This is a genomic window from Chrysiogenia bacterium, from assembly GCA_020434085.1.
Classification (GTDB): Bacteria; JAGRBM01; JAGRBM01; order JAGRBM01; family JAGRBM01; genus JAGRBM01.
In genome coordinates, this window is sequence record JAGRBM010000103.1 from 1 (window position 1) to 7,771 (window position 7,771).

Genomic DNA, 7,771 nt, shown 5'->3' on the forward strand with positions numbered 1-7,771 from the left:
CCGAACACGCCCAGCTCTGCCATCTCGTTGATGATCTCGATGGGGATGAGCTTGTCCTGGTCGTGAACCTCGGGAGCCAGCGGGATGACCTTGTCGTTCGAGAATTTCGCGAACTGATCCTGGATCATTTCCAGGGTCTCATCATTGATCGCGAAGGCGCCGGCCTTGCCGTCCTTTTCGCGAATGAGATCGACGATTTTCTTGTAGTCCTCGGTGCGCGCGCCGGCGGCCAGATAGGCTTTTACCGCCTCGTTGCCCGCGAACTCGTGGAGCTCCGCGCTCGTGAGGCCGATCTCCTTGACCGAGATCTTCTCGGCCTGGCTGAGCGTGATGTCCGTGAGGAAGTGGTGCGCAACCTGGGCGAGGTAAGCAGTGGCCAGTCGCTGTTCGAGCTCGCCGTTCTGGGACTCGCCATAGGCGGCCATCTGACGGGCGGCTTCGACCTCGGTCGCCATAGCGGCGACGGCATGGGCGGCCATCTGGTGCTCTTCGACGAGCTTTGCGCTGACCTTGTCGCCTTCGCAGACCCTGGTCTTCACCGCGGCGCGGGCCTTCTGATAGAGATTCTCGAGTTGGGTGACGAGCTCCTGGGCCCGTCCGGCGTCGAACACTTCGGACATGGTGCGGACTCCTCGGGCCCGCCCGGCCCCACATGAGACCGGGCGGGATTTGGGAAAGTGACTTAGTGGTTGTGGCCCGACTTGAGGTCGTTGAATTCCGTCTGGGAAATGAGGCCCAGGTCGAGACCCTTCTGCGCGTCGAGCATGCCCAGCGCAATGGCCTTGCGCAGGCGGTTGCGCACGTGGCGGTCGGTGGCGCGGTCGGCCATCTGGCCGCCGATCATTGCCGCGCCGAGGCCGGCCTTCTTGGCCTCCTCGTATTCTTCGACTTCCTTGAGCTCTTTCTCGATGGTGTGCGCGCCGACGGCGTTGCCGTAGGCGATCATCACCATGAAGAGCTGGAGGGGGTGGCCGACCCACTTGCCGCTCATGCCGATGTTGATGCCGTGCAGGGAGTCGTCGTAGACCTCCTTGAGGGCGCCGAGAATCTTGATCTTGTTGTCGGCGTCGCTCAGGTCCTTGCCCTTCACGGGGTAGTTGAGCGTCATATTGTCGATGGCCGGCACGTTCAGGCCGCCGCAGAGGTTGACGATCTCCATGCGAACGTGGTCGCAAAGGGGGTTGTTGTTCTCGATGGTCGGCAGGTTGGTATCGGCGCTGTAGTCGGCGATGCCCCAGATGAGACCGGCCAGACGGTTGCGCGCGGCCTTGGCCAGATCGGGCATGTTGGCTACGGCCCAGCCCGACTCGATGAGGAACTCCAGGCGAATGGTATTTTCCTTGAGGCCGATTTCCTTCTCCAGGTTGCCCAGCAGCTCGCACACCCACGCCATCTCGTCGGGGTGCTCGACCTTCGGCCAGATGATGCCGTCGATGGGGAAGTCCTTGTCACCTACGCGCTTGGCGGTCTCGAGCATGACGGTCGTGAGGTCCGTTGCGCTGTATTCCAGCAGGAGGCCCGAGGGACGGTAGAAGGCCAGCGTTTGCTGCCAGTCGAGCTCGGTGAAAGCGCGGATTGCGCTCTGGCGGCCGACCTCGAGCACTTCGGGGGTGAGCGCCTGGGCGTCCTCACCGTCCACCATGACGAGCGGCGAACCGAGGTAACCGTTGAGCGGAGCCTTCACTGCGTCGACGGGCTGGTCGATCGTCTGGGCGATGTCCTCGAAGCTGATCCCCAGCTTCTCCAGCAGGCGCTCAACGCTGCTCATGCCGGCGACGGCCTTCGAGACCATGTTGAAGTTCGAGGCGGGCGTGGTGAAGTGCGCGAGCTGACGCAGGTAGCGAATCGGCATCTCCACCTGGTTGGCATTGCGGGTCTTGAGCAGGGCTTCGCGCTTCTTGTTGGCGGCGGCGATGATTCCCTCGTACTCGGAGTAGTTGATCTCGATCTTGCTTTCGGCTGCGTCGCTCATGACGGCATCCTCTCTTTCAACGTGACAGATTGGTCGAAAACCATGCGGCCCCGGAGGGGTTCCGGGACCGCGGTTGGGTCATCCTGCGTTTCGCCGGTTCTTTGTTGAACCTGCGACTTAGGCCACCGGGTGCTTGAGGTCCGGGTTCTGCACCGGCGCCTCGCCCGAGTAGTCGTAAAAGCCCTTGCCGGTCTTGCGGCCCAGATAACCGAGCTGCACCAGACGGGTCAGGGTGTGCGGCGGCGAGTTCGTCTCGGTGCGCGCATCGGCGTAGATGTTCTGCGACATGGCGATCACCACATCGAGGCCGATGTAGTCGGCCAGCTCGAAGGGGCCCATCGGGTGGGCGGCGCCGAGCTTCATGGCCTTGTCGATGCCTGCGATGGTGCCGGTGCCCTGCTCGAGCAGGCGAATGGCGCTGAGCATGTAGGGCGTGAGAAGGCGGTTGACGATAAAGCCCGTGGTGTCCTGAACGACGACCGGGTCCTTCTTGCAGGCCTTGCAGAACTCCACGAGCTCGGCGATGACGCCGGACGAGGTCTCGAAGGCGTGAACGACTTCGACGAGCTTCATCACCGGCGCCGGGTTGAAGAAGTGCAGGCCGGCCACGCGGGCGCGGGTCTCACACACGGCCATCATGGCGGTGATGGAGAGCGTCGAGGTGTTGCTGGCCAGGATGCAGTCCTTGGAGACGATGCCTTCGAGCTTCTTGAACAGATCGATCTTGGTGTCGAGGTCCTCGATGATGGACTCGATGATCAGGTCGCAGTCCTTGAGGGCGTCGAGTTTGTCGGTGAAGTTGATGCGGCCCATGATGCCGTTCTTGTCGTCCTCGGAGATCTTCTCCTTGGCGACCAGCTTCCCGAGGCCCTTGTCCAGCTTGCCAGAAGCCTTGTCCGTCGAGCCGGGCGTTGCCTTGACGGCGACGACCTCAAAACCGGCCTGTCCTGCGACCTGAACGACGCCCAGGCCCATTGCTCCGAGTCCTACTACTCCAACCTTCTTAATTGCCATGATTCAAGCTCCTTGCTGAGTCTCGATCCCCAGTGTGGTTTCGTTGTTGTTTAAGCGGTCTTGCCGAGTCCGGCCTCAGCGGCCTGAACCAGGATTGCCATCTTGCCCTTGTGCTTGTTCTCGAACATGAGCTGGTGAGCCTTCGCCGTCTCGTCGAAGCTGAAGGTCTCGTCCAGCGTGGGGTTGATCTTCTTCTGGACAATCAACTCGTTGGCCAGGTTGCACTCATAGGCGTTGGCGAAGTGGCTGCCGAGGATTTCCTTCTGGCGCATCCACAGGTAGCGCACGTCGAAGTTGAGCTCGAAGCCGCTGGTGGCGCCGCAGATGACGACCCGGCCCATCTTCTTGACGACGAAAACGCTCGTCGAGAAGGTCTGCTGGCCGACGTGCTCGAAGACCACGTCGACGTCCTTGCCGCCGGTGAATTCACGGATGGCGCCGCCGAAGGCGCGCATCATCTTGGATTCTTCTTTCTTCTCTTCGGGAGTGGAGGGGATGCCCTTGGGGAACTGGAAGTCCTTGCGGTTGATCGCGCCCACGGCTCCAAGGTCAATCACCATCTGCTTCTTCTCTTCGCTGGAGACGACGCCGATGGCGTTGGCGCCGGCAAGCTTGCAGAGCTGCACGGCGAAGGCGCCGAGGCCGCCCGCGGCACCCCAGATGAGGACGTTCTCCCCCGGCTGGATCTTCGCGCGGGTAAAGAGCATGCGGTAGGCGGTGAAGTAGGTCAGGCCGTAGCTGGCGGCCTCTTCCCAGGTCAGGTGCTTGGGCTTGGGCAGAAGCTGCTGGCTCTGCACCTTGGTGAACTGGGCGAAGCTGCCCCAGTTGGTCTCGTATCCCCAGATCTTCTGGTTCTCGCAGGCCATCGGGTCCTGGCCGTTGCAGGCCGGGCACTCGCCGCAGCTCTGGTTGCAGTGAAGGATGACTTCATCGCCGACTTTCCAGCGAGTCACTTCCGAGCCGACCTTCCACACGATGCCCGAAGCATCCGAACCACCGATGTGGAAGTCGTATCCGGTGTAGCGCATGATGTCGACGGGCTTGCCCTGGGCAGCCCACACGCAGTTGAAGTTCACGCCGGCAGCCATGACCAGAACGAGGACATCGTTGGCGCCGATCTCGGGGACTTCAATCTCTTCGATATTCATGGCGTCTTTGGGCTCGCCAAACTTGCCCTGACGAATGACGACTGCCTTCATCTTGGCGGGGACTTCGCCGATGGCGGACGGAACCGTACCGAGCTCGATCATGTGCTTCTCCTTCAGCCTGAACTTGTCGTTTTGATGCGGGGCCCGCGCGGGTGGTGAGGGCGGCCTCAATCCCGGGGTGAATCAATACGCTGAATGAATCAGCGTTCACCGTTGGGCGGCCCTACAGTTTCTTGAATGGCGCACTTTGTCAACCCCGCGAGCGCACCGCAGGGAGGCATTTGAGCGGGATTTGGAGAAATTCTGAAGGTGACTGGGGAGTCAGTGCGCGGGCCCCTGCCCGACTGATGAATCAGTCGCCGCTCTCACCGCCGTCGCGGCCTCCGCCGGGCAGAACGGTGATGGCCTTGCGGGTGGGAACCGGGCCCGATTCGCGGCCAGAGAGGGCGTCCTCGGCCTTCCCGACGACGCCCTTGATCACCTTGACCCCGCGACCGCCGGTGTTGTTGGCCAGGAAATCGATGGCCCGCCGCAGCAGCACGAGCACGCGCTCGTCGCCGGCCCAGTGCTCGACGACGATGCTCCAGTGTTCCTCGCGCAGCAGCCCCTGCAGGGCCCAGGCAACCACGGCGATGTCGTCCAAAATTCCGATGGGTCCGAGCAGGTAGTCGGGCAGGAGGTCGATGGGCGAGGCGACGTAGGCCAGCGCCACGCCGAGCTTGGCTTTCTGAAGAAGCGGAATGCGCGGATCGCCGACCAGACGCACCAGCAGGTGCGAGAGATCGGGCGCGGCAAGGCCCGCCTCCACGAGCTGGCGTGCCAGCGGGCGGGCATCGGCCCAGTCGCGCACGCGCTCGCGCCAGCGCTGATAGAAGTCGCCGAGACCTTGCGCGTCGCCCGCGTCGATCACCCGCGCGCGCTTTTCGGAATCCTTGGCCATGTCCGCCTCCGGGAATTTTCCAAGTGTACCGGGGGCTTAGGCCCGAAGGCAAAGTCGCTGGCGGAGTGGCCCGAATCTCGGTAGCATGGTCCCTGCACCAACAACCCGTTGCGGCTTTTTGTGGCTCTTTGTAGGGAGGGAACCATGTCGAGACTGACCGGCCAGACCGTGCCCGCGCGTTTTCTTGCGCGGGTAGAAAAGACCCCCAATCACCCGGCCTACTGGCACATGCAGGACGGCAAGTGGATCCAGCGAACCTGGAAGGATCTGGAGAACGAGTCCGCGCGCTTTGGCGCCGGGCTGCAGGCCGTGGGGCATGGCAGCGGTGAGAGCGTGGCCATCATGGCCGACACCGTGCCCGAGTGGGTGAGCTGCGACCTCGGAGCGCTCGGCATCGGCGCCACGGTGATCGGCGTCTACCAGACGCTCACTCCCAGCCAGGCCGAGTACGTCATCGACCACTCGGACGCGACGACGCTCATCGTGCAGGGACAGAAGTATCTCGACACCGTCCTTGAGATTCAGAGCAAGCTGCCCAAGGTAAAGCGCATCATCTCCTGGGATGATGTCGAGACCGCGCAGGACGACCGCATCCTTCTCTATGCCGACGTGATGGCCAAGGGCGAGACCGCGCTGAAACTCGACACCGGGCACTGGCGAAAGAGCGTCAAGGAGCTCGACCCCAACCAGTGCGCGCTCATCATCTACACCTCCGGCACGACCGGCCCGCCCAAGGGCGCGATGCTCAGCCACTCGAATATCGTCTTCATGATGGAGACGCTGAGCCAAACCATGGACGCCGATGAAAACGACGTGTCCTTCGCGTTCCTTCCCATGGCACACGTGGCCGAGCACGTGGTCGGCAACTACGCGCGCATCGAGATCGGCTTTGGCGGCTACTTCGCCCGCAGCCTGGAGACCGTCATCGACGACGTGGCCGTCGCCAGGCCGACGGTATTCGGTTCGGTGCCGCGCATCTTTGAAAAAGTCTACGCCAAGGTGCAGTCGGGCCTCGAAGAAGCGCCCGAGGGCAAGCGCAAGATGGCCCAGTGGGCGATCCGCACGGGCGTGGAGGCCGCGCGCCTCGAAGGTGAAGGTAAGAGCGTGCCGTTCATGCTCAAGCTCAAGCGCGCGGTGGCCGACAAGCTCGTGCTCTCAAAGATCCGCAAGCTCTTCGGCGGCCGGGTGAAGTTCTTCATCTCGGGGGCCGCGCCCATCGCCCTCGACATCCTCGAATTTTTCCAGGCCTGCGGCATGATCACCTACGAGGTCTACGGCATGACCGAGTCCACGGGTCTGATCACCGGCAACCGCCCCGAGAGCTGGAAGCTCGGCACGGTGGGCCCGATCATTCCCGACGTCGAGGTGGTCATCGCCGGTGACGGCGAGATCCTCACCCGCGGCAAGCACGTGTTCATGGGTTACTTCAAGAACGAGGACGCGACCAAAGAGACCATCGACGCCGAGGGCTGGCTCCACACCGGCGACATCGGCGAGTTCGACGACGGCGGTTTCCTGCGCATCACCGACCGCAAGAAGAACCTCATCATCACCGCCGGCGGAAAGAACGTCGCCCCCTCGAACATCGAGAACCTGCTGAAGGGCGACCCGCTCATCAGCCAGGTGCTCGTCCACGGCGACAAGCGCAACTTCCTGAGCGCGCTCATCACTTTAGACCCCGACGAATCCGCCGCCTTCGCACAGAAACACGGCCTCAAGCCCGAAGACGTCCCCACCAGCAAACAGGCCCACGACCACGTGGCCAAACACGTCGAGGCCTGCAACGCCGACCTCGCCCGCTACGAGTCCATCAAGAAATGGGAAATCCTCCCCGAAGACTTCACGGTCGAAAACGAAATGCTCACCCCTACCATGAAGGTCAAACGCAAGCAGGTGGAGGAGAAGTACCGGTCCGTGCTGGACGGGTTTTATGGGTAAGGGGTGTGGGCAAGCGTTCGCGGTTAGGGGATGGTCATAGTTCCGGCCTTCCGCAAACAGTTCATGGAAGCTCAGTCAGTTCGATATCAAGTGCGTCCTCTCTTATCTCGACATCGCCCACGCCCGAGTAATACGCGAGAGTGGCTTTGACTGAAATTGAGCCGCTGAGCGCACTGCCATCAAGCAAGTCGACATCAAGAATCACGCTGCAAGTTCGCGATTCCGGTTTCGGTTCCGGGAACGACCCTTCATCACATGCCGCACTGATCTCGTGTGTTATCGGAACACCTTGGTAACCAAGCTCGACCGAGCTGCCTTCGTTGCCAGGCCAACTCGCTTCGCCGACAGCTCCGACTTCACCGCCATCGAGTTCGATCTCAACGATCAGGTGCGTGAAATTTGAGTCAAACCTTCCTGGCGTGACATCGATCTGAAAGCTCTTGCTGGACTCGGCCTCTGACAACTGCACGCCTGGCCCAACCTGAAACCCAGTCAGTATCACCAGTTTCCCCGGGTCGCAGCAACATAGCGATAACGCCATGAAACCGATCAAGAAGGCGGCTGTTGCAGACTTGATCAGAGGCGGAGATGCTTGCACTGACACTGATCCCCTCTTACGCCACCGCGTCCAACCCCTTCTGCTCGAGCAGGTTGAGCAGCTTGATAGAGTAGCCGCTGGGTTACCGTCCCCGGCAATGATGCCCCGAACGCCCACCCGCCGCAATTGCCCAAAATGAGACGCCGCGCCGGCCCGAAAAA

The 7,771-nt window shown here is 62.1% G+C and carries 7 protein-coding genes; 1 reads left to right on the top strand and 6 read right to left on the bottom strand.

What is annotated here, in order from left to right:
• From KDH09_03490 to KDH09_03510, 5 genes are all read right to left on the bottom strand, one after another.
• The coding region (locus KDH09_03490; GenBank protein ID MCB0218734.1) for a hypothetical protein at window positions 1–620 on the bottom strand (620 nt) is incomplete at its 3' end.
• Window positions 621–682: 62 nt separating this feature from the next.
• The gene (locus tag KDH09_03495; GenBank protein MCB0218735.1) at window positions 683–1,972 is read right to left on the bottom strand and encodes a hypothetical protein; all 1,290 of its coding nucleotides are present in this window, start codon (window positions 1,970–1,972) and stop codon (window positions 683–685) included.
• Between the two features lie 117 nt (window positions 1,973–2,089).
• Window positions 2,090–2,986: a 3-hydroxyacyl-CoA dehydrogenase family protein gene (locus tag KDH09_03500; GenBank protein MCB0218736.1), complete on the bottom strand. Its 897-nt coding sequence runs from the start codon at window positions 2,984–2,986 to the stop codon at window positions 2,090–2,092.
• A 50-nt stretch (window positions 2,987–3,036) separates the two neighbouring features.
• Entirely contained in the window at window positions 3,037–4,236 is a 1,200-nt protein-coding gene (gene ccrA / locus KDH09_03505; protein ID MCB0218737.1) for a crotonyl-CoA carboxylase/reductase, read from the bottom strand.
• Window positions 4,237–4,486: 250 nt separating this feature from the next.
• Window positions 4,487–5,074, bottom strand: coding sequence for a DUF1232 domain-containing protein (locus tag KDH09_03510; protein MCB0218738.1), 588 nt, complete (start codon window positions 5,072–5,074; stop codon window positions 4,487–4,489).
• Between the two features lie 144 nt (window positions 5,075–5,218).
• Here KDH09_03510 and KDH09_03515 point away from each other — a divergent pair, with 144 nt between their 5' ends.
• Window positions 5,219–7,012 carry a long-chain fatty acid--CoA ligase gene (locus KDH09_03515; protein ID MCB0218739.1) on the top strand — a complete coding sequence of 598 codons (1,794 nt, stop codon included), beginning with the start codon at window positions 5,219–5,221 and terminating at the stop codon, window positions 7,010–7,012.
• Between the two features lie 61 nt (window positions 7,013–7,073).
• On the opposite strand, the gene KDH09_03520 is transcribed toward KDH09_03515, so the two are convergent.
• On the bottom strand, window positions 7,074–7,616 hold the full coding sequence (locus KDH09_03520) for a hypothetical protein (GenBank protein MCB0218740.1): 543 nt from the start codon (window positions 7,614–7,616) through the stop codon (window positions 7,074–7,076).
• Window positions 7,617–7,771 lie beyond the last annotated feature (155 nt).

Coding starts and splice junctions, on each gene's coding strand:
- KDH09_03495 (MCB0218735.1), bottom strand. CDS start 1,972: ATGAGCGACGCAGCCGAAAGCAAGATCGAGATCAACTACTCCGAGTAC.
- KDH09_03510 (MCB0218738.1), bottom strand. CDS start 5,074: ATGGCCAAGGATTCCGAAAAGCGCGCGCGGGTGATCGACGCGGGCGAC.
- KDH09_03515 (MCB0218739.1), top strand. CDS start 5,219: ATGTCGAGACTGACCGGCCAGACCGTGCCCGCGCGTTTTCTTGCGCGG.
- KDH09_03500 (MCB0218736.1), bottom strand. CDS start 2,986: ATGGCAATTAAGAAGGTTGGAGTAGTAGGACTCGGAGCAATGGGCCTG.
- ccrA (MCB0218737.1), bottom strand. CDS start 4,236: ATGATCGAGCTCGGTACGGTTCCGTCCGCCATCGGCGAAGTCCCCGCC.